The organism is Janthinobacterium algoris (assembly GCF_051380935.1).
In the GTDB taxonomy this organism is placed as follows: domain Bacteria; phylum Pseudomonadota; class Gammaproteobacteria; order Burkholderiales; family Burkholderiaceae_D; genus Janthinobacterium.
This window is the reverse complement of record NZ_JBNYXZ010000018.1, coordinates 44,672-67,004: the sequence shown is the minus strand read 5'-3', so window position 1 is coordinate 67,004 and position 22,333 is coordinate 44,672. Positions and strand designations below refer to the sequence as shown.

Sequence of the window (22,333 nt, the reverse complement as noted above, 5' to 3'; positions counted from 1 at the left end):
TAACTAAAGGAGCAACATGCAGGCAATTATCGCGTTATGGATAGCCGCTCTGGCCATGTTCTGTTGCGCGCCGGTCCAGGCGGCAACCTACGCCAATACCAGTTTTGCCTACAGCTGGATCGACGCCAGCAATCATGCCAAGCTCGGCTATAACACCTCGCCCTACCGATTCAACGGCTCTACGGGCTGCGGCACCACGCCGCCCATCCTCGACGACACGCTCAGCGATGCCTTGCCCATCGGCTTCAGCTTCATGTATTCGGGCGTGGCCTTCACCACTTTGCGCGTGATGACCAACGGCCGGGTGCAATTCAATAACAATGTCACTTGCGGTTATGGCAGTCCGGTGCAGACGCTGCCCTATCCGGACAGCAGCTTGAATTACACCATGCGTATCTATGGCAACGACCTCGATCCCACGTCGAAACTGGAACTGCCCAGCTACAACACGGCCTGCGCCAGCCGTCTCACTTGCTACATCAGCTACGCCACCATCGGCACCGCGCCGTATCGCAGCTTCGTGGTGACCTGGAACAAGGTACCGGAATGGACCACGGGGGCCAATCCCACGGGTTCCTATACGCTGCAATTGATCTTGCAGGAAAACGGTGAGTTCGTTTATCAGTATGGCGCCGCCGTGGCGGGGCCGTCCGGCAAGCTGGGGCAGATAGGCTGGCAAGCGGACAGCAACGATTACGACACGCCGCAAACAGGTTTCCCCGTCACGAATTCGGCGATCAAGTTTTACATTCCCCGCCCCGTGATCGAGTACCGCATGGAGCAGCCCAGCTGGAACGATACGCCCGACCAAGTAACCGACACCAGCGGCAACGGGCGCGATGGCACGGTGCTGGGCAGCGCACAGACGATCGCCGCCGGCCGCGTCTGCCGTGCCGCCAGCTTTCCCCTCAACACCAGCACCACCGCCATCAATGCGATCGACAGTGGCCTGTCGGTGCCCGGCACCATGGGCGGTGCCGGCACCATCACATTCTGGTACAAGGCCAACACGGCCTGGTCCGGCAGCGGCGCGCGCGATGCGCAACTGCTCGACGCCACGCAAATGAATAATGAATGGTTTTTTCTCGTGCGGCGCAGCACGGGCGCCCTGCGCTTCGTCGTCACGGATAGCCTGGGCAATCAGCGCGTGGTGGAAACGGCTGCCAATAGCGTGCCTGCCGGTACCTGGAAGCATATTTCGGTCAGCTGGAGCTTCAATGCGCTGGCAGCGGCCAATAGCGACCGCCTGCGCATCTACGTCGATGGCGTGCTGCAAAAGGAGTCGGCGTTTACCACGGCGGCGGTCGTGTCGCCGCGCATCGGCAGCTTGTATATCGGCGATAACCGCAGTGGGGCGACGGGGCTCAATGGCAGCGGCAATTCCACTGACGGGGCCATCGATGAATTGCGCGCCTACAATTATGAAGGCGGTTTGGCGCTGGTGCAGCGCGACCAGAACTTGAGCCAGGCCGGCTGCCTGAACCACTATGCGGTGACGAATGCGGGCACGGGCCTGACTTGCCAGCAAAGTACGCTCACGGTCACGGCGCATGACGTCAACCATAACAATATCGTGATGCCCAACAACACCACGCAAATTCAGCTGAGCACATCGAACGGCATAGGCGACTGGGCCTTGATCGCCGGCTATGGCGTGCTCAATAATGGCGCCCTGAACGATGGCGTGGCGACCTATCTGTTCAACGGCGAATACCAGGCCGTGTTCGGCCTGAGCAGCGGCACGGCGGCTACCGTCAGCGTGAACGTGACGGATGGCCAGTTCACGGAGCAGGAAGACCAGTCGCTGGTGATCAAGGCCTGCGCGGTGGCCCGCTTCAATGCCTGTGAAGCGACGTCGCCCCGCTGCACGCCCAGTACCAACAGCATCAGCTATGCCCGCCTAAATACCAAATTGGCCGACACGGCCTTCAAGCTGGACCTGGTGAAGCTGAAGACGGACGGCGGCCTGGAAACGAGCTTCAACGGCGCGGCCACGCTGGATTTGCTGGTCAATACCGCCACCGGCGTGGCGCTGGGGGCGAATAACTGCCCGCTCACCCAGACGGCGGTGATTCCGCTGGGCCTGGTGGCGTTCACAGGCGGCTATTCGAGCGCGAATGTCAGCGTCCCGGCCACCGCCATCAGCGCCGTGGCGCCCAGGTACGGCGCCTACCGCGACGTGCGCGTGCGCGTGACTTGCACCGCGGCCGTGTGCGGCAGCGCCAATGTGGGTTGCTCGACCGACAGTTTCGCCGTGCGGCCACAGCAATTTACGCTCAGCTCGAACATGAGCAACAGCACCCTGAGCGGCACGCCCAGCCTGGCGGCGGGCGCCCAGTTCACGCTGGGCGCGGCGGCCGTCGCCGGCTATAACGGCACGCCGCTGGTCGACAATTCCGCCGCGGGACAAAAAATCGTCGGCTTCGTCAGCGCCAGCGACTATAGCGACCGTCTGAGTTCAAGCTCCAACGCCAGTCCGTTTCCGCTTGGACCGGCGGTGCTGGCCAGCGGCCAGGCCAGCAGCAGCGGCGTGACGTACAGCGATGTGGGCACCTTCCGCATATTGCCGGAAGCAGTGCTCGACAATTCCTACACCAGCGTCGACCAGCCTGGCGACTGCGTGATCGGCAGCAGCAGCAATACGGCCGTGAATGGCAAGTTTGGCTGCAATATCGCCAACCAGACGCAAAGCCCGGCACCTGTCTTCGGCCGCTTTTTCCCCGACCACTACGCGCTCACGGGCGCTCTGACGGCCGCCTGCGGCGACTTTACCTATATGAGCCAGCGCGAACTGGGCGTCGTGCTGGGCGCGACGGCCTTGAGCAAGGGCAATCAGATCCTAGGGCGTTATGGCAGTGCCTATCCCGCCTTGGCCGGCGTGGCCGTGGGTGTCCGCGATGGCAACACGGCGCTGGCCGCGAGCCGCCTGTCGCCCGCCTTTCCGGCCTTTGCCTGGAGCCAGGGCCGCAGCGGCCGTTCTTACGCCACCGACAGTGCCGGCTACGCGGTGGGCAGCACGCAAGTGACATTGGCCGGCAGTGGCGGCCTGTCGGCGGGCGAATTGATCAAGTTTAGCGGCGACAATACGATTTATACGGTGCAGGCCGGCGTCGCCGGTGCCGGCATGCTGACCCTGGCATCTCCCGGCTTGCAGCAGGCTATCCCGCCCACTGCGACGGGCGTAGCGGTGCTCTATAGTTTTAACCGGCTGTCCAGCGGCCAGGATGGGCCGTACGACAATTTTTCGCTGATGGTGGCCATCAGCGACGCCGACGGGGCGCTCATTTCCAGCGTCAATGGACTGGCCGTTACCCCTGCGGCCAGCGTGGCGCTCGGCAATACCAAGTTGCGCCACGGCCGCATGCAGGTCGCCAATATATATGGTTCGGAACGGCGCGCGCTGCTGGTGCCGCTGGCCGCGCAATATTGGAACGGCACGGTGTTCGTCAGCAATGCGTCGGATATCTGCACGGCCTTGCTGCGCAAGAATTTCCAGTTGACCAATTATGTCAATCTGACGGAGGCCCAGATGCCCGCCGCTACCGCGCTACCGCTCGACAGCGGCTTGCTGCAGCAGGGCGATGGCAGCTTGCTGTTGGCCAAGCCGGCCGCGCCGGTGACGCAAAAGGGCTCGTTGATGCTGCGCTCGCTGATTCCCTACCTGCCGGGACAGGCGCGTGAAACCATCGGCGTGTTCAAGAGCGAGCCGCTGCTGTTTATCCGTGAGGTGTTTTGAGCGATGGTTTTTGGAGTCGTGTGACATTCGTGGTGTTTTCTTGAAAATTTATTATCAATATTTCATTTTTTAGACTGTTTTCTCATGCGATGAATTAAAATTGATTGAATGCATCATTCGCGCGGCAAGTTGCCGAAGCACTTCTATTCTCGGGATCGGTCGCATGGGTTTATTCGTAAAAGCAAAAAAACAGGATGGCTGGCTGGCGACATCGTTTTCTGAAGAAGGCATGTGCGCCGCCGTCGTTTTGCGGCGCGCGGGCGAGCGGCCTCTGGTGCGGGCGGCGACGTTTTATGCCGGCCGCAAACTCGTGCCGGCCGCCACCCTGGAAAAGCTGAACAAGGATATGCAGGCCCAGTTTTACCGTTGCAGCACCCTGCTCGGCGCTGGCGAGTATCAGTTGCTGACACTCGATGCGCCGAATGTGCCGCCTGAAGAACTGAAAACCGCCGTTGGCTGGCGCTTGAAGGATATGCTGGATTTCCCGCTGGCCGAGGCCACCATCGACGTGGTCGGCATCCCCGCCGATAAAAATGCGGCCGGACGCGCTCAGTCCCTGTTCGCCGTCGCCGCGCGCAACGCCCCTTTGGCCCAGCGCCAGGCACTCTACACCGAGTGCAAGATAGCGCTGGCTGTGGTTGACATACCGGAAATGGCGCAGCGCAATGTGGCAGCGCTGATGGAACCGGAAGGACGCGGTCTGGCCATCTTGTCTTTTGACGGCGAGGGCGGCTTGCTGACGGTGACGTTTGACGGCGAACTGTATCTGGCGCGCCGCATCGACGTCACGCTGGCCCAGCTGGCCAGCGTTGACGATGCCCAGCGGCAGCAGTACTACGATAGAATTACCTTGGAATTGCAGCGTTCGTTTGACCATTTTGACCGTCAATTTCATTTTATTAGCATCTCCAAGCTGGTGCTGGCGCCGACCGGCAGCGAGGGCTTGCATGGCTACCTGGCGGACAATCTCTACATGCCTGTGGAAATGCTGGACCTGGCGCTGCTGTTCGATTTTTCCCGCGTGCCCGACTTGCAATCTGCCGCCAACCAGGCGCGCTTTTTCCTGTCCCTGGGCGCGGCCCTGCGGCAAGAGGGGGCACTAGCGTGAGCCAGCAAATCAATCTGTTCAACTCCGCCTTTGAAAAGCAGAAGCAGGTATTGACGGCGGCGGGCATGGCACATGCACTGGGGCTGATCTTGCTGCTCAGTGGTGCCCTGGTCTGGTACGGCGCGCACCAGGTGTCCGTGCTGGAACGCGCGGCGGCCGACAGCAAGGTCATGCTAGCCGCGCGCGAGGCGCGGCGGGCGGATGTGCTTACGCGTTTCCCCACGCCGCAGAAGGATCCCCTCATCGCGCGCGCGTTGGGCCAGGCTGAAGCCGATCGCGCCGCCTTGTTCGAGGCCCAGACTATCTTGCAAGGTGGCGAGCTGGGCAATACGCAGGGTTATGCCGATTATTTCCGTGCCTTTGCGCATGCCAGGGTAAATGGATTGTGGCTGACGGGGGCGAGTATCGTCGGCGCCGGCAAGGAGATCGGCCTGCAAGGGCGCACCGTGCAGCCGGATCTGGTGCCGCAGTATATTCGCGCCCTGTCCAGGGAGTCTGTGCTGCAAGGAAAATCGTTTGCGCGCCTGGATATGGCCGCGGCGCAAATTCCTGCCCCCATGCTGGCGGCGCCGGTGGCGCCTTCTGGAGCGACGGCTGCGGCCGTGGCTGCGCCATCGCTGCGATTTATCGAATTCAGTTTGCAATCGTCGGCGGCGCCTGTCGTCGGCGCGGCAGGGGCGGTGAAAGAATGAAACAACAATGGCAAAAAATTGCCCTGAAAATCGATGCGCTCAGCGTGCGCGAGCGTGCCATGATTTTAGGCGCCGGTGCCGCGCTGCTGATTTTTATCGTTTTTTATCTGTTTATCTCCCCTCAGATGGCCCGGCGCAAGGCGCTGGCCGACACTATTGTCCAGCAACAGCAGGCCGCCACCATCATCGATGGCGAAGTGGCGCAAAAGATGGCGGCGCATGCCGGCGATCCGGATCAGCAAGACCGGATCCGGCTGGAACGCATCAAGCAAGAAACCCAGCAGATGCGGCATGCCTTGCAGTCCACGCAAAATGGCCTGGTGGCGCCGGAGCGCGTCGTGCCGATGTTGCAGCAACTGCTGAAGCAGCAAGCCCGCTTGCAACTGGTGTCGCTGCTCACCTTGCCGTCCGGCGTCATGGGGCAGGGCGGTCATGCTCCGGTTGCCGCGACGCCTGCGCCTGCGTCCGCCGCTGCGGCGCCAGCGGAGCCTGCACCGGTGAAGGCGCCAGCTCTGCTATACCGCCATGGTGTGGAAGTCGTATTGCGTGGAAATTATCTGGATATGGTGAATTATATGGACGCCCTTGAGGCGATGCCGGCCCATGTGTTTTGGGGCAAGGTCAACATGAAGGTCGAGCAGTATCCCAGCGCCACGCTGAACCTGACGTTGTACACGCTCAGTCTGGACGAGAAATGGATCGCGCTGTGATGCGCGCCAGGCGCTACGCCGCCGTTGGGACTGTGCTGCTGGCCTTGGCGCCATGGGCCTTTGGACAAGGTCTGATCGATCCGACCAGGCCGCCCGATGCGGCGCCTGCCGAGGGCAGTGCGGTGTCCACCCGCGCGGCGGGGCCGCAGCTGCAATCGGTGTTGATTTCCAATCGGCCTGGCGGGCGGCGCGTGGCCGTGATCGATGGCCGCAGCGTGCGCGCGGGCGACAAAGTGGGCGGCGCAATCGTCGTCAGCATAGACGAGGCGAGCGTGGCCCTGCGGCGCGGCAAGATCGTGGAAACGCTGCGTTTGTATCCGAAGACGGTCGATGCGAATGATGCAATGCATGTACGAAGGAAACAGGTTCATGTCACCCAATAAATACAAGGCGGGAATGCGGAAGATACTTGAAATAAGCAAGCGGGCAAGCGTCCTGGGACTTGCTGCGGGTTTGTGCGCCTGCAACGTCGCGCCTGTGAAGCGCGACACCTACAATGCGATCAAGGAGCAGGTGGCCGGCGCAGTGGCCACCACCGGCCCGGCGGCGCAGTCGGCGGCGGTGGAAAACGCGCTGTTGCCGCCGGCGTCCGCGCTGGCCGCGCAGTTGCCCAAGGCGCGCGGCGTGCTGGACGAGCGTTTCAATGTCGCGTTCAACAACGTTCCGGCACGCCAGTTCTTTCACTCGCTCGTCAACGGCACGCGCTACAACATGCTCGTGCATCCGGATGTGCAGGGCAGCATTTCCGCCAACCTGAAAGATGTGACCCTGTTCGAGGCGCTCGACGCCGTGCGCGAGATGTATGGCTATGATTACAAGGTTGATGGCACGCGCATTGCGATTCGGCCCCTCACCATGCAAACCCGCATGTTCCAGGTCAATTACCTGACGGGCAGCCGCAAGGGCACGTCGAATTTGCGCGTGTCCTCGACGTCGGTATCGTCTGCGGGCGTCAGCAACAGCGGCCAGAGCGGGGGATCCAGCGGCCAGCAGTCGCAGCAGAACCAGCCGCAACAGCCAGGCCAGCCCGGCAGCCAGGTACAGCAGGATAGTTCCAACCTGAGCACTACGTCGGACAGCAATTTCTGGGCAGAATTGAAAGAATCGCTGGGCGCCATCATCGGTGGCACGGGCGATGGTCGCAAGGTGGTGATCAGCCCGCAGTCCGGCGTCGTCGTGGTGCGCGGCATGCCCGAGGAATTGCGCGCCGTCGACCTGTACCTGAAGGCGACGCAGCTGTCGGTGGACCGCCAGGTGATCCTGGAAGCCAAGATTCTCGAAGTGGAACTGAACGATAATTTTCAGACCGGCATTAACTGGGCCTCGTTTGCCTCCATCAAGAGCGGCCACACGAACCGCATCTCGACGGGCTTCATCCAGCCGGGCGGCACGCTGGCGCCGCTGCCGTTCAATGGCGGCCAGCCGCCGAATATGACGAATGGCAGCGGCCTGACGGCCAGCAGCGGTTTTGGCTTGAGCTCGGCGGCCACGGCGGCCGGCTCGATGTTCGGCCTGGCCTTCCAGACCGCCAACTTTGCCGCCATGATTACCTTCCTGGAATCGCAAGGCGCCGTGCACGTGCTGTCGAGTCCGCGCATCGCTACCATGAACAACCAGAAGGCCGTGCTGAAGATAGGCACGGACGAATTCTTTGTCACCGGCGTGAGCACCACCGTGACGTCGACCGGCACCACGGGCGGCACCACCTCCAGCCCGAACGTCACCTTGCAGCCATTCTTTTCCGGTGTGGTGCTCGACGTGACGCCGCAGATCGATGACCAGGGCAATATCATCTTGCATGTGCATCCGTCCGTCAGCCAGGTCACCACCATCAGCAAGGAAATCGACCTGGGCAGTGCCGGTTCGCTGAAATTGCCGCTGGCCGCTTCCAGCACCTCGGAAATGGACAGCATGGTGCGCAGCCAGGATGGACGTATCGTCGCCATCGGCGGCCTGATGCGCCAGGCCACCACCTCGGACCGCTCGCAAGTGCCGGGCGCGGGCGATATTCCCGTACTGGGCGCCTTGTTCCGCAACACGGGGCAAGTGATACAGAAGCGCGAACTGGTGGTGCTGATCAAGCCGACCATCGTCGAGGGCGCCAATAGCTGGAACGAGGACTTGCTCGATTCGGGCAAGCGCATCGAGGCGCTCGACCCGCGCCGTCCGTCGGAGCGGCGCTAAATGTACCAGGCCCATTTCGGCTTGCGCGAGGCGCCGTTCGGCCTCACGCCCGATACCAGTTTCTTCTTTAACGGCCCGCAGTCGCAAAAGGCGCTCAACACCTTGCTGGTGGCGGCGCGCAATGGCGAGGGCTTCATCAAGATCACTGGCGAAGTGGGCACTGGCAAGACTTTTCTTTGCCGCAAGTTCATGCAGTCGCTGGGGCCGGAATTCGTCACGGCCTACATTCCGAATCCGAACCTGCCGCCCCGTTCGCTGATCCTGGCGCTGGCCGATGACCTCGATGTGTTGCTGGAGAAAGATGCTGACCAGCATCAGCTACTCAAGTCGCTCAACTTGCGCTTGCTCAACTTGGCGGCGCAGGGCAAGCGCGTGCTGCTGTGCCTGGATGAAGCGCAGGCGATGCCGGTCGACAGCCTGGAAGCCCTGCGCCTGCTGACGAACCTGGAAACGGAAAAGCGCAAGCTGTTGCAAATTGTGCTGTTCGGCCAGCCCGAGCTGGACGTGAAGCTTGCCCTGCCGGAAATCCGCCAGCTTGCGCAGCGCATCACCTTTCACTATCACCTGGGACCTTTGTCGCGCGACGACGTGGATTTTTATGTGGCACACCGCCTGCGCGTGGCCGGTTTCGATGGCGCGCGCCTGTTCAGCCGTGGCGGCGTAAGCAAGCTGTACAAGGCTTCCGGCGGCATCCCGCGCCTGATCAACATCATGGCGCACAAGGCGCTGATGGTGGCGTACGGCGAAGGCCGGCAGCAGGTCAGCGGGCGCCACGTGGCGCTGGCTGCCAACGATACCCTGGCCAGCAAGCCGCGCTATTGGCGACGGCCGTGGCCGTGGCTGGCCGGCGCCGGCATGCTGGCCGCCGCCTGCACCGTGAGCTGGACTTTATTGAACCGATGACGAAGATGAGCCTGTAGATGAGCCTGATTAACAAGATGTTGCAAGACCTCGATGCGCGCGGTACCCCCGATGGACGCGGCGACGCGGCCGGCATCCGCTCCGTGCCCGAACGCGAGCGGGGCGTTTCGCGCGCGCTGGTCTTCGGCGGCGCGGCCGGCCTGACGGCGGCCGCCATCGCCCTGGGCTGGGTCTACCTGAAGCGCCCGCCGGTGCCGCCCGTGCTGGTCAGCGTTGCCACCACGCCGGTACCTGCGCCTGTATCCGCGCCTGTCGCCGTTGTGCCCGCGCCGGTGGTAGCCGCCCCGGTGGCGCCTGTCGTGGCGGCGAAACCCGAGCCCGTGTTTCAGGCCGAGGAGGCCGCCCCCGCGCCGACAAGGGCGAGGTCCGCCGAATTGCGGCGCATCACGGAAAAACCCGCCAAGCCTGCCGCTGCGCCGGTGGTGAAGACGACCGCACCCGCCACCAGCGAGCGCATCATTGATGGAAAACAAGTCACTGCACAGCAGCGCGTGGAGAACGAGTACCGGCGCGCGCTGGCCCAGTTGCAGGATGGCCGCGTCTCCGACGCCATGCTGGCCTTGCAGCAGACCCTGCAGATGGACCCGCGCCACCAGGGTGCGCGTGAAACCCTGGTGCGCCTGTTGCTCGAAGCGCAGCATCCTGACGAGGCGGCGCGCCAGTTGCAGCTGAGCTTGGCGCTGGACCCGAAACAGCCGGCGCAAGCGATGATGCTGGCCCGTTTGCAGCTGGATAAGCCCAACGGAGGCGCGGCGGCTCTCGACACCCTCATGCGCAGCTTGCCGCATGCTACCGATAATGGCGACTACCGCGCCTTCCTGGCCGGCGTGCTGCAGCGCGAACAGCGCTACCGCGAAGCGGCCGAGCACTACCAGCTGGCGCTGCAGACGGCGCCCGACAACAGCGTCTGGTGGATGGGCCTGGGGATAGCTTTGCAAGCCGACAACCACCTGGCCCAGGCGCGCCAGGCATTCGAGCGGGCCAAGGGCTTGCAAACCCTGTCGCCACAATTGCAGGCGTTTGTCGAGCGCAAGCTGGTGCAGTTGACGGCGGCGAGCGCCAAATAAGCGCTGGCCGAGCCCCCCCCCCCCCACTTTCACCCCCGCAGCAAGCCACATCGCAGGCCGTGGGGGATGGACTTGTACCACATGACTGAAGCGGAAGATCCCGCAAACAAGATGACCACTGCCTGGAAATTTCCCGATGCCCCCAATACTGCCTGCTTCACGACCACCGAGGTATTGAACGGTGCCTCCGTCGTGCATGTGTCCCATGATTACGAAGGGGATTGGCAATTTCACGGCGCGCCAGGCGCAACGGTATCGAGCTCCGTCAAAATCGTCAGTCTGGCATACATGATAGGCAGCGATGATTTGCTGGCGCGCCTGCATGACTTGCCCTATGGCTGGAGCGCACAATGGAATGCAGGCGCAGGAAACTGGGAGCGTTTCAAGGACAATCCGTTTCCCTCGTTTGCTGAGCATGGTTATTACCTGGAAGACGCCATCTGGCTTGCCCGGTATTTGACAGATATCCAGCCTCCGCCCGCGGAAGTGCGCGAGCAACTGGCCATCGGCACGTACGTGAAACTGGTTTTTCGCTTCGCCGCCGAAGATGGCGCGCGCGCGGATGGCCAGTGCGAAAGAATGTGGGTACAAGTGACCGGCATCGATGAAGAGGAAGGCTGGTACAGCGGCACCATCGAGAATGCTCCGCAGCATCCGGCAGCCAGATACGGCGACCTCATCGCGTTTCATCCCCTGCATGTGGCAGACCTTGCTCGTGAACAGGCATGACAGGAAACGCCGTGCGAGATGAACGCGCAGGTGTTTGTTTCGTTATCGCACGCCCTGTTCATGCCGGGCGAGTTTTGACGGTATCGTTGCCGATTTCGCCTTTGACATTCCCTGCGACATGCATGTGGCTGTCGCATGCTCACTGTGACAAGAAAGGAAGCCCGTTTGAAACCTCTTGGCCAGCTCATTGCTTTCTGCTGGCTGTGCAACAGCGCGCTGGCCGCACCCGCCAGCGCGCCTGCCAGCTACGTTCTTGACAATACGGAAGTGCGCGACATCCATGCGCAAGCCTTGAACCGCGACTACCAGGTATATGTGGCCTTGCCCGACTCCTATCGGCAAGGCAGCAAGCGCTATCCGGTGCTGTTTGTCGTGGACGCCAATTATTCGTTCGCCATCGTGCGCAATATCGCGCAGCGCCTGAACAAGCATGCCGGGATGGAAGAAGTGGTGGTGGTCGGCTTGTCGTACGCCAACGGCGATGGCGGGGTGTACAGCCGCCGCCGCGATTACACGCCCACCACGCCGCGCAAGCATGAGTACCGCTCGGACATGCCGGGGCGGCAACCGGCATTTGGCGAAGCGAAGGCGTATGGCCAGTTTGTTTCGGGCGAGGTGTTTCCCTTGATTGCGCAACATTATCGCGTGAACATGCAGCGCAAGGTTTTTATTGGCCATTCCTATGGCAGCCTGCTGGGCCTGCAATTTTTGCTGAGCGAACCGCGTACCTTCGAGCATTACATCCTCGGCAGTCCGTCGCTGTGGTACGACGCCGGCGTCATGTTCGACCGCGAGCAGGCGTATGCCGGCAGCCACAAGGACTTGTCCGCATCGGTCTTCTTCGGCATCGGCGGCCTGGAAAAGCTGGCACCAGGAAAGAAACGTTCGCGTTCAGAGGAAGACGCCGACATGCTGGCCGATTTGCGCGAGTTCGACGGGAAGTTGAAATCGCGCAAGTTCCCCGGCTTGAAGACGCGCTTGCGCGTGTTCGACGACGAAGATCATGCGAGCGTGTTTCCTTTTGTCCTGACGCATGGTTTGCGGGCGTATTTGACGTCCGCAAAATGAATGGCGCTCAGGGGCGCATCAATGCCGGCATGATCAGCTTGGTCAGCAATTTTTCGCTGAGCGCGTGGGCATCGCGCACCTGGAAGTTGGTCGTGATGATGACGATCACCGCATCGAGTTTCGGCGGACGAGCACTTTATTGCCGCCCGAACCCGCCATTCCCTAGCTTTGCACCGTGCGCCCATTGGGCGCGCAGGGCGCTGGAAATATACGTGCCGGACAGGACAAAGACGAAGTGGGCATCGTCATGCCGATGCGTTTCGACTTCGTCCTCGCCACGCGTGGCCTTCAGGCGGCGGATATCAAAAATGCTGCCGCGCGCGCCGTGATGCACGTCGCCATAGAATTGGCCGGACTTGAACTGGAGTGGAGTGGTCATATCGGCATGGTATGTGCGCCCGCGCGGAAGGGCGAGCGCGGGCCGACGCATGGCGCCAGACGCAGGATGAATGGTCGATTCAGGGGCATGCGCGGGATGTCGGACGGCGCCATCAAACCTGCTCTCCGTGGCGAGTGGCAGGCGTGTAGGCGTACAGGAGCGGGTATGTGAAAAATTTGCCAAGCGTTCAGTTTTCGTCATTGATACTGGATCGCGCCATGGGCGAGCCGCTGGAATGCCTTGCGATGCCCGCCAGACGGTGCCAGCTTCGTCATGAACTCACCGACCGCCGGAAGCGGTCATCGATAAGGCCAGATGATATGCGTACATTGAATGAATTATTGGATAGGGAAGACCCAGCGTTTCCGCTGATCAGGCAATGGGCCAGCGAGGCCGAGATACCGGTGGAATTGCTGCCTCCCTCGGCCGCCAGGGAGGATGTGTTGCTGAGCCTGCAGGTCACCACGCGTTCTCCCCTCGGCGCGATAGCCTATGAAACCGGGGGCATCCTGGTGGATGACGGCTGGCTCCGAATACTGGGGTCTGGCCATGGCAAGCTGGGCAGGAACATTGCTACGTGGAACGAAGGAAAGGCCGAGGGTTTTCTGTTGGTGGCCGATGATGTGCTTGGCGGTTTTTTTGCCATCAATGGCGGCGCACTCGGGGCTGACCAGGGCAATATGTATTACCTTGCCCCCGAGACATTGGAGTGGGAAGCGCTGGAGATCGGCTTCACGACGTTTGTCGAATGGGCCTTTACAAGCCAGTTGCGGCAGTTTTATGGCCGGCAGCCTGGCGATGCCGATGGCTTTGACGAATCGCCCTTGCCCGGCGAGCTATGCCTGAATTTTTATCCATTCCTGTGGACGCAAGAGGGGTCACTCAAGACCAGTTCGCGGCGCGCCATTCCGGTGGCAGAGCAGTGGGCGCTCAACCTTGATCTGAAACAGACGTTGCTGGGTGCTCCTGTGAGCGCGGGCTGAGGCCTGTCTACAAGCGCGCCTCATCGCCCCACACATGCCGCATGCTGAAATGCACGCCGGCATCGTCTTCATGCAGCGACGAAACGATGGCAAAGCGGCTGTCCGCCGTGTCGCGCGGGGCGAGCTGCGCCAGCTCGGCGGCGGCCAGCGGTGCGCCCAGCGGGTCGCTGAGCGGATGCACGTGGCTGGCGCCCCGTTGCGTCACCACCCCCAGTTCGCCGCTGCGCAGGCGTACCAGGGTGCCGGGTGGATACTTGCCCAGCAGCTTGACGAACTGTTCTCCCAGCAGCGGGTCGATGGGCACGCCCTGGTCGAGGAAAATGTGCTGCAGGGCCTGGTCGGGCACGATGGAACGGCGGTAGTTGCGCGCCGAGACACGGGCGCAATAGCGGTCGGCCAGACCGATCAGCTTGGCGTTTTGCAGGATTTCATCGGCCGTGCGGCCCTGCGGGTAGCCGCTGCCGTCGTCGTTTTCATGGTGCAAGAGCACGCAACTGAGCCATTCCTCGTCGTCGACGCCGGCACAGCGCAGCAGTTCCGTGCTCTCCTGCGGATGCTGGCGCACGATGCGCATTTCTTCGTCATTCAGGGGGCCGCGCCGGTCCTGGAAGCTGTCGTGGTGGCGCAGCATGCCAACGTTCATGGTCAGCGCGGCCGCGCCGATCAACAGCAATTCATCGTGGGACTTGTGCATGCTGCGCCCCACCAGCATGGCCAGCAGTGCCGTTTCGATGCAATGGCGCACGGCGTAGCTGCCGGCGATTTGATTGAGCAGGATGCTGGCCAGGGCGATGTCGGCATCGTGCCCGAGCGCGCGCAGCAGTTCGCGGGCGATGTCGCGCACGTCGCGCTCGGCATTGCTTTCGCTGCGCAAGTCCAGCAGCAGCCGTTCCAGGCGCTGCGCCGCCTGGTTCAGCAGGCGCAGCACGGATGGCTGCTCGGGCGTGCCCACGTACAGGCCCAGCTGCAGCAAGCGGCCCAGTTGCGCGCCATCCGTGATGATTTGCCCCTTGCGTAGTTGCGGGCCGGCACTATGGTCAGCCAAAAACAAATCCCAGGGCAGGGGTTCGCCGGGAACCAGGTCGGCCGGGCCGATGCGACGCTGTACCATGCTGTCATCCTTTGCTCCACCGTGGCGAAGCCATGCTCAGTGCTCGGTTAAATGCTGCGCAGACGCTCCAGCGCCAGGCGCAAGGTCTCGTCCTGCTTGGCAAAGCAGAAGCGCACGATGCCCGACTCCTTGCCCTGCGCGTAAAACGCGGAAACGGGAATGGCGGCCACCTTGATCTCGGCCGTCAGCCATTCGGCGAATTGCGCTTCGGTCTCTTGTGAAATGGCATCGTAGCGCACGCACTGAAAATACGTGCCGTCGGCCGGCAGCAGGGTAAAGCGGCTGCCCGCCAGGCCGTCGCGGAACAGGTCGCGCTTGTGCTGGTAAAACGCGGGCAAATCCAGGTAGGGCTGCGGGTCCGCCATGTAGCCGGCCAGGCCGTGCTGCATCGGCGTGTTGACGGTAAACACGTTGTACTGGTGCACCTTGCGAAATTCCGCCGTCAGGGCCGCTGGCGCCGCCACATAGCCCACTTTCCAGCCCGTCACGTGATACGTCTTGCCGAAGCTGGAAACGATGAAGCTGCGCGCCGCCAGTTCCGGGTGGCGGGCGAGCGACTCATGGCGCACGCCGTCGTACACCATGTGTTCGTAGACTTCATCGGACAAGATCAATACTTGCGTGCCGCGCACGATGTCGGCCAGGGCCGCCACGTCGGCAGGGCGCAAAATGGTGCCCGTCGGATTATGCGGTGTATTGATAATGATCAAGCGCGTCTTGCTGCTGACGGCAGCGGCCAGCTTGTCCCACGGCACGCTGTAGCCCGATTCTCCCACTTGCATGGCCACCAGCACGGGCACGCCGCCGGCCAGCGAGATGGCCGGCAGATAGCTGTCGTAAGCCGGTTCGATGACGATGACTTCGTCGCCCGGATGCACGCAGCACAGGATCGCAGTCGTGAGGGCCTGCGTGGCGCCCGCCGTGACGGTGATTTCCGTGCCGGCATCGTAGGCGTGGCCGTACAGGCTGGCGATCTTCGCGGCAATGGCCGCGCGTAGGGGCGCGGCGCCCGTCATCATCGGATACTGGTTGTGGCCGGCGCGCATGGCGTCGCTGACCAGATCGATCAGTTGCGGCGCGCAATCGAAGTCGGGAAAGCCCTGGCCCAGATTGACGGCGCCATGCTGGGCCGCCAGGCTGGACATGCGGGTAAACACGGTGGTGCCCACTAGAGGCAGGCGGGTGGTCAGGGTGGGAGTCAGATGCGGCAGGGACGGGCTGTTCATGAACGGTAGGGTCGCGGTGCGGAAAGTGGAATCGTTCCCCATTCTAGCGCAGCGCGCCCCGTTGCGTGCGGGGCTTTGGCAGCTCAGCCTGGCAAAGCCCAGCCTTCCGGCAGCATGATCTTGAACATGCCGGCCTTGGCCGTCTTGCGGGCCAGTTTCAGCAGGGCCTTGTCCTTGGTGATGAGGATGTCGGCGTTGGCGTCGCGCGCCAGTTCGAGGAATTTCTGGTCATCCTTGTCCGTGCAGACGGGCAGGCGCACGCCGGACACGGGTGGCGCCACGACGCTGATGTGGGCGTCGAATCGGGCGGCGGCAAGCAGACGGCTGGCTTCATCGAGCGGCAGATGCTTGTAATGCAAGACGACCAGATATTCCGCGCGGCAATCTTCGCGTGTGATGGCGTGCACGGCGCCGCTTTCCATGGCCGCCAGCAGGCGCGCCCAGCGCGGGTCGTTGAAGACGAACAGGTCGAGGCAAACGTTGGTGTCGAGGACGAGTTTTTGTGGAGCAGGTATCATGTCGGCAATTCTATTCTGTAGTGATAATTTATGTTGATCGTGCTTTCGCCCGCCAAGAGTCTCGACCTGGAGACGCCGCCAACAACCACGTTGCACAGCACCCCCGATTTTCTCGACCATTCCGCCCAGCTGATCGAACGCATGCGCCAGTTTTCGCCTGCCGAAGTGGGTAGCCTGATGGGCATTTCCGACGCCTTGTCGGCCCTGAACGTGGCCCGTTACGCCTCCTGGACGCCCAAGCTGGCGGAAGCGCGCCAGGCCATCATGGCTTTCAATGGCGACGTGTATGCCGGTTTCGAGGCGCGCAGCCTGCAGCCGGCCCAGCTCGACTATGCCCAGTCGCGCGTGCGCATCCTGTCGGGCCTGTACGGCTTGCTGCGCCCGCTGGACCTGATCCACCCGCACCGCCTGGAAATGGGCACGCGTTTGTCGACCACGCGTGGCAAGGATTTGTACGCGTTCTGGGGCGACACCATTACCAATGGCCTGAACCGTACCGCGCAAGAGCAGGGCGCGAAAGTGCTGGTTAATCTTGCTTCCGAAGAATATTTCAAATCCGTCAAGCCGCGTCAGCTGGATGTGCCCGTCATCGCGCCCGTGTTCGAGGACTGGAAGAACGGCAAGTATAAAATCATTTCGTTCTATGCCAAGCGCGCGCGCGGCATGCTGGCCCGCTATGCTGCCGTCAACGCCATCCGCGACCCTGAACAGCTGAAACAGTTCGACGTCGATGGCTACGGTTTCGTGCCGGAAGCGTCGAATGACAAGAGCTGGGTATTCCGGCGCCGCGTGGGTGATTAAGTAAAAAAACCGGGCTAGCCCGGTTTTTTATTGCAGCTTACTGCCAGAATTTCCACCACTTGCGTTCCTTGTTCACCCCTTCCGGGCTGAGGAATGCCGTGTTCGGGTAGTTTTTGGTCAGCACGCGCAAAGTGTCGTCGCGCAAGTCGGTCAAGCCCAGTTTGTCATACGAGCGGTACATGATGAACAGCGCTTCTTCGATGGCTGGCGAAGCGGCAAAGTCGCTCACCGTCGTTTGCGCGCGGTTGGCGGCAGCCAGGTAGGCGCCGCGGCGGTAGTAATAACGCGCCACGTGCACTTCGTATTTCGCCATGGCATCGATCAAATAGTTCATGCGGGCCAGCGAATCGGGCGCATATTTGCTATTTGGGAACTTGTCGACGAGTTGCTTGAAGGCCGCAAACGCTTCGCGCGTGGCTTTCGGGTCGCGCTCGGTCGGGTCTTGCTCGTACAGGAAGTTCAGGAAGCTGATCTGGTCATTAAAGCTGATCAGGCCACGCAAGTAGTACATATAGTCGACATTGGCGTGGTTCGGATGCAACTTGATGAAGCGTTCAACGGCAGCCAGTGCCTGCGCCTGGTCTCCCGCCTTATAATACGCGTAAGCGATCTCCATCTGCGCTTGCAGGGCATAGTTGCCGAAAGGATAGTTAGCCTCCAGCTTCTGGAACAGGCCGATTGCAGCTTCATAGTGCTGCCCGGCCATTTCTTCACGCGCCTCCGAGTATAATTTCGTAACGGACCAGTTTTTGGTCTCATCCACTTTTTCAGGCAACAAGCTGCAAGCGGACATGCCGAGCAGAACGACTGAAGCGACTACCAACGATAATTTTTTTTGCATGACGTTTTGCAAGAAGGTTTTAACCAAGATTTTACAATAGGCTGATTATAGCCGATGGGAATGCTGTGATATTAACTCCGAAGCCTAATTTGGCTGACTCCGCGTTTGACTCCCTTTCTGACCATGGCGCCGAAGATGCGTTTGACGGCGATTTTGCCGCCGACGACGCCTTCGAGATCATGGCCCCGATTACATTGGAACTGACGCCGGACGCCTGCGGCCACCGCCTCGATAAAGTCATTTCCAAGCTGGTGCCGCAGTACTCGCGCAGCCGCTTGCAATTGTGGCTGGAAGCCGGTTTCGTGACCGTCGATGGAAAAGTTGCCAAACGCAACATGACCGCCTATGGCGACGAGAAGATCGTCATTCTGCCGCAAAGCGCGCCGGAAGACGAGGCTTTTAAGCCGGAAGCGATGGAATTGAACATCGTGCACGAAGATGAGCATATCATCGTGATCAACAAACCGGCCGGACTGGTCGTGCATCCTGGCCCCGGCAACTGGTCGGGCACACTGCTCAACGGCTTGCTGCACCACTGTCCGCAACTGGCTGGCGTGCCGCGCGCCGGCATCGTGCACCGCCTGGACAAGGATACCAGCGGCCTGATGGTGGTCGGCAAGACCCTGGCTTCGCAAACGGATCTGGTGCGCCAGTTGCAGGCGCGCACCGTCAAGCGCGAATATTTTGCGCTGGTGTGGGGCACGCCGAAAATGGCGGGCACCATCGACGCCTCCATCGCGCGCCACCCGCGCGACCGGGTCAAGATGGCCGTCTCGGAAAATTTTACGGCCAAACCGGCCATCACGCATTATGAGTTGATCGGCAGCGGCGAACTCGACCGCCGTCCCGTCAGCCTGATGCAATGCCGCCTGGAAACAGGCCGCACGCACCAGATTCGCGTGCACATGCAGCACCTGGGGTTTGCGCTGGTCGGTGACTCCGTGTACGGCAAGCAGCACCTGGTGTCCGTCTTCTCGCGCCAGGCATTGCAGGCGCGTCGACTGGGCCTCGTGCATCCGGGCACCCTGGAAGCGTGCGAATGGATCGTACCGCTGGCCGATGATTTCGCTGAACTGATCGCCACAGCCGGCATTCCCGAGCCGGAACAGGTTTGATGACGTCACCGTTGCCTTGTATTATTCCCCATTGGCCAGGCCTGCCCGAGAACGTGGGCGCGCTGGCGACCGTGCGCGCGGGCGGCGTCAGCCAGGAACCATATGGTGATGGGCAGGGCGGCGGCGGCTTGAACCTGGGCACGCACGTGGGCGACGAGCCCGCGCACGTGGCGGCCAACCGCGCGCGGCTGGCGGCTATCTTGCCATCCGAGCCCGCCTGGCTGTCGCAGGTGCATGGCGTGGCCGTGATGGACGCGGCCAGCTTGCACGGTTGCGTGCCCGATGCCGACGCCAGCATGGCAACGCGGCTTGGCGCCGTGTGCGTGGTGATGACGGCCGATTGCCTGCCGGTGCTGTTCAGCTCGACGGACGGCCTGGTCGTCGGTGCGGCCCACGCGGGCTGGCGCGGCCTGGCCAACGGCGTCTTGCAGCGCACGCTGGAAAACATGCGGGCGCAGGGCGCGACGGAGATCCTCGCATGGCTGGGGCCGGCCATTGGCCCGCAGCAATTCGAAGTGGGACAGGACGTGCTGCAAGCGTTTCGCGGCGGCGCGCGCGACGCTGCCGAGCGGCAAGTGCTGAGCGCTGCGTTCGCCGCCATCGATGGCAAGCCAGGCAAGTACCTGGCCGACATCTATGCCCTGGCGCGCACCATGCTGCTGCGCGATGGCGTGACGCAAGTGGCGGGTGGAGAATATTGCACCGTCAGCGATGCGTCGCAGTTTTACTCGTACCGGCGCGATGGCGTCACGGGAAGACAGGCCAGCTTGATCTGGCGCAAATAATCTGCACGGCAGACACTTATGTGTCTGCCGTTTTTGTTTTATCGTCTGCCGAGGCAAGCGCGCGCGTCTGCATCTCAGCGATGCGCGCCGCCTTGCGTTTGCGTCGCCGCGAGCCCGTCAGATAGAATAGGATGGATAGCGGGATGACGCAGTACAGCACGAAGGTCATCACCCCGGCAACGATGGACGGTTCCGTCAGCGCCATGAGGCCGACGACATAGATCCAGGCAACAGCGGTCATGAGCATCATGAGTATTGGCAGTCAGTAAGAGTTTGCATGAAGTGATCCAAAAGTATTTATTTTTCGACTACGTTTCGGCGCCTAACAAAACCGTAGCGAGCGGAAGGGAGAGGTGGCTAAGAAGCGCAACCGTATTCTGGTACGGTGAGCATCGCAGGCCGCCTATACCGACGCGCAGTAGGTTTTGTTCGGCGTCCCTCAATCTTGAATGGACTTACATATATCTATGAACATGCCCGATCCTCAAATGATGACCAAGGAATGGATGGCGCAGATCAGCAATCCTGAGCAGTGGAAGACGTGGTTCAACATGGTACCGCAGCCCCAAGGCAATCCGATTGCCGGCATTTTGCAGGATGCGGGCGCCAGCATCAAGCCGGACGTGATCGAGCAACTGAAAGATGCCTATGTGGCCAAGCTGACGGGCTTGTGGGCCGACTTTATGGCCGGCAAGGCGCCGCAGCTGAAAGACCGGCGCTTTGCCGCGCCCGCCTGGCACGCCAGCCCCCTGTCGGCTTTCAATGCGGCGGCCTATTTGCTGAACGCGGAGTTTCTCAGCGCCATGGCCGATGCCGTGGAGGCGACGCCGCACCAGAAGCAAAAGATTGCATTCGCCGTGCAGCAAATCGTCGACGCCATGTCGCCCGCCAACTTTCTCGCCACCAACCCCGACGCCCAGCAAACCCTGATCGAAACCAAGGGCGAAAGCCTGGCCAAGGGGCTGAGCAACATGCTGGCCGATATGGGAAAGGGCCGCATCTCGCAGTCCGATGAATCGGCCTTCGAAGTGGGCCGCAACGTGGCCACCACGCCGGGCACGGTGGTGTTTGAAAACGCCTTGTTCCAGCTGATCCAGTACACGCCGACGACGGCCACGGTGCACCAGCGGCCCCTGCTGATGGTACCGCCGTGCATCAATAAATTCTATATCCTTGACTTGCAGCCGGAAAATTCGCTCGTGCGTTATGCGGTAGAGCAGGGCAGTACCGTATTCCTGATGTCCTGGCGCAATCCGGACCTGAGCATGCAGCACCTGACGTGGGACGATTACGTTGAGCAAGGCGTGATCGAAGCCATCCGGGTGACGCAGGACATTTCCGGCCAGGAAAAGCTCAATATGTTCGGCTTTTGCGTGGGCGGCACCATCGTCTCGACGGCGCTGGCCGTGCTCAAGGCGCGGGGCGAGAATCCGGCCGCCAGCCTGACCCTCTTGACCACCTTCCTCGATTTCTGCGACGCGGGCGCGCTCGACGTCTTCATTGACGAGCCGCAAGTGGCGTTGCGCGAGCAGAGTTTGGCCAAGGGCGGCCTGATGTCGGGCCGCGACCTGGGCAGCACGTTCTCCAGCCTGCGGCCGAATGACCTGGTGTGGAACTACGTGCAGTCGAATTACCTGAAAGGCAAGGAACCGCCCGCGTTCGACATGCTGTACTGGAATGGCGACGGCACGGGCTTGCCAGGCCCCATGTTCTGCTGGTATCTGCGCAATACCTACCTGGAAAATAGCCTGAAAGTGCCGGGCAAGCTGATGGTGGCCGGTGAAAAGGTCGACCTCAGCAGCATTGACGCGCCCGCTTTTATCTACGGTTCGCGTGAAGACCATATCGTGCCCTGGGGCGCCGCTTACGCCAGCACGGCCTTGCTGAACCCGAAAAAACCGAAAGCCAACCGTTTTGTCCTCGGTGCTTCGGGCCATATCGCCGGCGTGATCAACCCGGCCTCGAAGAAAAAGCGCAGTTACTGGAGCAACGACGCAGGCAAAGGCGTACGCACGGCGAAAGCCAAGCCCTTGACTGCCGAGCAATGGATGGAAGGCGCCACCGAGCACGTGGGTAGCTGGTGGCCCGAATGGGCGGCCTTCCTGGCCGAACACGGCGGCGCGCAGGTGAAGGCACCAGGCAAACCGGGCAACAAACGGCACGCACCAATCGAGGCGGCGCCGGGGCGGTATGTTAAAGTCAGGGCGGATTAAGTCATAAAGCGTTTTGCCAGGCAAGATTGGCGTAATCTCCGGTCTTGTCAGGAATCTACTTTTAGTTGCGTTGCAATAAATGCGGGAATCTACTACCCTGATGTGCAATGGAACCGTTTTCCACTCTATAATGGAAAAGGTAGGCA

21 protein-coding genes are annotated in these 22,333 nt (G+C 61.7%); 15 read left to right on the top strand and 6 right to left on the bottom strand.

The window, feature by feature from the left end:
- The first annotated feature begins 16 nt into the window (after positions 1-16).
- The 10 genes from ACQ4W7_RS23080 to ACQ4W7_RS23035 all read left to right on the top strand — a co-directional run bounded on the left by ACQ4W7_RS23080 (position 17) and on the right by ACQ4W7_RS23035 (position 12,215).
- On the top strand, positions 17-3,736 hold the full coding sequence (locus ACQ4W7_RS23080; protein ID WP_436533530.1) for a LamG-like jellyroll fold domain-containing protein: 3,720 nt from the start codon (positions 17-19) through the stop codon (positions 3,734-3,736).
- Between the two features lie 163 nt (positions 3,737-3,899).
- Positions 3,900-4,844 (top strand): agglutinin biogenesis protein MshI, encoded by a 945-nt coding sequence (locus tag ACQ4W7_RS23075; protein ID WP_436533528.1) that lies wholly within the window; start codon positions 3,900-3,902, stop codon positions 4,842-4,844.
- The gene (locus ACQ4W7_RS23070) at positions 4,841-5,536 is read left to right on the top strand and encodes an MSHA biogenesis protein MshA (RefSeq protein ID WP_436533526.1); all 696 of its coding nucleotides are present in this window, start codon (positions 4,841-4,843) and stop codon (positions 5,534-5,536) included. The genes ACQ4W7_RS23075 and ACQ4W7_RS23070 overlap by 4 nt, the downstream gene beginning before the upstream one ends.
- Positions 5,533-6,246, top strand: coding sequence for a type II secretion system protein M (locus ACQ4W7_RS23065; protein WP_436533524.1), 714 nt, complete (start codon positions 5,533-5,535; stop codon positions 6,244-6,246). Before ACQ4W7_RS23070 ends, ACQ4W7_RS23065 begins: the two co-directional genes overlap by 4 nt.
- Entirely contained in the window at positions 6,231-6,629 is a 399-nt protein-coding gene (locus ACQ4W7_RS23060) for an MSHA biogenesis protein MshK (protein WP_436533522.1), read from the top strand. Before ACQ4W7_RS23065 ends, ACQ4W7_RS23060 begins: the two co-directional genes overlap by 16 nt.
- Before the next feature lie 13 nt (positions 6,630-6,642).
- Entirely contained in the window at positions 6,643-8,430 is a 1,788-nt protein-coding gene (gene mshL / locus ACQ4W7_RS23055; protein WP_426073839.1) for a pilus (MSHA type) biogenesis protein MshL, read from the top strand.
- Positions 8,431-9,333, top strand: coding sequence for an ExeA family protein (locus tag ACQ4W7_RS23050; RefSeq protein ID WP_426073774.1), 903 nt, complete (start codon positions 8,431-8,433; stop codon positions 9,331-9,333).
- A 17-nt stretch (positions 9,334-9,350) separates the two neighbouring features.
- Entirely contained in the window at positions 9,351-10,418 is a 1,068-nt protein-coding gene (locus ACQ4W7_RS23045) for a tetratricopeptide repeat protein (protein WP_436533520.1), read from the top strand.
- An 81-nt stretch (positions 10,419-10,499) separates the two neighbouring features.
- Positions 10,500-11,147, top strand: a complete 648-nt coding sequence (locus tag ACQ4W7_RS23040; protein ID WP_426073771.1) for a hypothetical protein — start codon at positions 10,500-10,502, stop codon at positions 11,145-11,147.
- A 165-nt stretch (positions 11,148-11,312) separates the two neighbouring features.
- The gene (locus ACQ4W7_RS23035) at positions 11,313-12,215 is read left to right on the top strand and encodes an alpha/beta hydrolase (protein WP_436533518.1); all 903 of its coding nucleotides are present in this window, start codon (positions 11,313-11,315) and stop codon (positions 12,213-12,215) included.
- A gap of 136 nt (positions 12,216-12,351) precedes the next feature.
- Here the strand turns inward: ACQ4W7_RS23035 and ACQ4W7_RS23030 are convergent, their stop codons facing one another.
- The gene (locus ACQ4W7_RS23030) at positions 12,352-12,594 is read right to left on the bottom strand and encodes a hypothetical protein (RefSeq protein WP_436533516.1); all 243 of its coding nucleotides are present in this window, start codon (positions 12,592-12,594) and stop codon (positions 12,352-12,354) included.
- 167 nt (positions 12,595-12,761) lie between these two features.
- Here ACQ4W7_RS23030 and ACQ4W7_RS23025 point away from each other — a divergent pair, with 167 nt between their 5' ends.
- The gene (locus ACQ4W7_RS23025; RefSeq protein ID WP_436533514.1) at positions 12,762-13,577 is read left to right on the top strand and encodes a DUF2625 family protein; all 816 of its coding nucleotides are present in this window, start codon (positions 12,762-12,764) and stop codon (positions 13,575-13,577) included.
- A gap of 7 nt (positions 13,578-13,584) precedes the next feature.
- Here the strand turns inward: ACQ4W7_RS23025 and ACQ4W7_RS23020 are convergent, their stop codons facing one another.
- From ACQ4W7_RS23020 to ACQ4W7_RS23010, 3 genes are all read right to left on the bottom strand, one after another.
- Entirely contained in the window at positions 13,585-14,688 is a 1,104-nt protein-coding gene (locus tag ACQ4W7_RS23020) for an HD-GYP domain-containing protein (RefSeq protein ID WP_436533512.1), read from the bottom strand.
- Positions 14,689-14,735: 47 nt separating this feature from the next.
- Positions 14,736-15,914 (bottom strand): pyridoxal phosphate-dependent aminotransferase, encoded by a 1,179-nt coding sequence (locus ACQ4W7_RS23015; protein WP_436533510.1) that lies wholly within the window; start codon positions 15,912-15,914, stop codon positions 14,736-14,738.
- 83 nt (positions 15,915-15,997) lie between these two features.
- On the bottom strand, positions 15,998-16,432 hold the full coding sequence (locus tag ACQ4W7_RS23010; protein WP_436533508.1) for a putative toxin-antitoxin system toxin component, PIN family: 435 nt from the start codon (positions 16,430-16,432) through the stop codon (positions 15,998-16,000).
- A gap of 30 nt (positions 16,433-16,462) precedes the next feature.
- On the opposite strand from ACQ4W7_RS23010, the gene yaaA reads away from it, so the two are divergent.
- Positions 16,463-17,233, top strand: coding sequence for a peroxide stress protein YaaA (yaaA, locus tag ACQ4W7_RS23005; protein WP_436533506.1), 771 nt, complete (start codon positions 16,463-16,465; stop codon positions 17,231-17,233).
- Positions 17,234-17,270: 37 nt separating this feature from the next.
- Here the strand turns inward: yaaA and ACQ4W7_RS23000 are convergent, their stop codons facing one another.
- Entirely contained in the window at positions 17,271-18,074 is an 804-nt protein-coding gene (locus ACQ4W7_RS23000) for an outer membrane protein assembly factor BamD (protein ID WP_071076763.1), read from the bottom strand.
- 89 nt (positions 18,075-18,163) lie between these two features.
- Here ACQ4W7_RS23000 and ACQ4W7_RS22995 point away from each other — a divergent pair, with 89 nt between their 5' ends.
- Positions 18,164-19,189, top strand: coding sequence for an RluA family pseudouridine synthase (locus tag ACQ4W7_RS22995; RefSeq protein ID WP_101481730.1), 1,026 nt, complete (start codon positions 18,164-18,166; stop codon positions 19,187-19,189).
- A complete protein-coding gene (gene pgeF, locus ACQ4W7_RS22990) occupies positions 19,189-19,974 on the top strand; it encodes a peptidoglycan editing factor PgeF (RefSeq protein ID WP_436533504.1) in 786 nt (261 codons plus the stop codon). The genes ACQ4W7_RS22995 and pgeF overlap by 1 nt, the downstream gene beginning before the upstream one ends.
- Before the next feature lie 16 nt (positions 19,975-19,990).
- Here pgeF and ACQ4W7_RS22985 read toward each other — a convergent pair whose 3' ends face one another.
- Positions 19,991-20,224: a hypothetical protein gene (locus ACQ4W7_RS22985; protein ID WP_436523000.1), complete on the bottom strand. Its 234-nt coding sequence runs from the start codon at positions 20,222-20,224 to the stop codon at positions 19,991-19,993.
- Between the two features lie 238 nt (positions 20,225-20,462).
- Between ACQ4W7_RS22985 and phaC the strand changes: the two genes are divergently transcribed.
- Positions 20,463-22,187: a class I poly(R)-hydroxyalkanoic acid synthase gene (phaC, locus tag ACQ4W7_RS22980; protein ID WP_426073759.1), complete on the top strand. Its 1,725-nt coding sequence runs from the start codon at positions 20,463-20,465 to the stop codon at positions 22,185-22,187.
- Positions 22,188-22,333: the final 146 nt, after the last annotated feature.